The following is a 1,276-nucleotide window of genomic DNA, read 5'->3' as shown; positions in this document are numbered from 1 at the left end:
TCGCCGACTCCAAGGTGCACGGCGCGGCCCCGGCCGCCTACCGCGCGCTGGACATCATCGCCGCCGCCAAGAACGGCGACCTCCAGCAGGGCTACGACGCCGAGGACATCGCGCTCGCCGACCTGATCATGGGTGGTGAACTGCGCGCCGGCATCTACGCGTTCAACCTGGTGCAGAAGCGCGGCAAGCGCCCGGCCGGGGCCCCGGACAAGAGCCTGGCCCGTCCGGTCACCAAGGTCGGTGTCGTCGGCGCCGGTCTGATGGCCTCTCAGCTCGCCCTGCTGTTCCTGCGCCGCCTCGAGGTGCCGGTCGTACTGACCGACATCGACCAGGAGCGCGTGGACAAGGGTGTGGGCTATGTCCACGCCGAGATCGAGAAGCTGCTCGGCAAGGGCCGGATCAACCAGGACAAGGCCAACCGCCTCAAGGCCCTGGTCTCCGGTGTGCTGGACAAGGCCGAGGGCTTCGCGGACGCGGACTTCATCATCGAGGCCGTGTTCGAGGAGATCGGTGTCAAGCAGCAGGTGTTCGCGGAGGTCGAGGCGGTCGCCCCGGCGCACGCGATCCTCGCCACCAACACCTCCTCGCTGTCGGTGTCCGAGATGGCGTCGAAGCTGAAGAACCCCGAGCGGGTCGTGGGCTTCCACTTCTTCAACCCGGTCGCGATCCTGCCGCTGCTGGAGATCGTGCGCGGCGAGAAGACCGACGACGCCTCGCTGGCCACGGCGTTCGCCGTCGCCAAGAAGCTGAAGAAGACGGCCGTTCTGGTCAAGGACGCCCCGGCGTTCGTCGTGAACCGCATCCTGACCCGCTTCATGGGCGAGGTGCAGAACGTCATCGACGAGGGCACCCCGGTCGAGGTCGCGGAGAAGGCGGTGGAGCCGCTCGGCCTGCCGATGTCCCCGCTGGTGCTGCTGGAGCTGGTCGGGCCCGCGATCGGTCTGCATGTCTCCGAGACGCTCAACCGCGCGTTCCCGGACCGCTTCACGGTCTCCGCGAACCTCGCGGCGGTCGTCAAGGCGGGCAAGCGCGGCTTCTACGTCTACGACAGCGGCAAGCCGGAGCTGGACCCCGAGGTCGCCGCGCTCCTCAAGCAGGGCGACGACGTCCTGACCGAGGAGCAGGTGCGGGCCCGGGTGCTGGACGCGGTGGCGCAGGAGATCGGGCTCATGCTCGACGAGGGCGTCGTCGCCGAGGCCCAGGACATCGACCTGTGCCTGATCACCGGTGCGGGCTGGCCCTTCCACCTGGGCGGCATCACGCCGTACCTGGACCG

The 1,276-nt window shown here is 69.0% G+C and carries 1 protein-coding gene; it reads left to right on the top strand.

All coding sequences use genetic code 11. The features are described from left to right. A partial coding sequence (locus G6W55_RS37670; RefSeq protein WP_175525067.1) for a 3-hydroxyacyl-CoA dehydrogenase family protein occupies positions 1 to 1,276 on the top strand: 1,276 nt, incomplete at both ends.

Origin of the sequence: Streptomyces sp. CAI-85, from assembly GCF_013363615.1 — a bacterium.
GTDB classification, from domain to species: domain Bacteria; phylum Actinomycetota; class Actinomycetes; order Streptomycetales; family Streptomycetaceae; genus Streptomyces; species Streptomyces antibioticus_B.
Note: the sequence above shows the minus strand (reverse complement) of the source record. Positions and strands in the feature narration are given on the sequence as shown.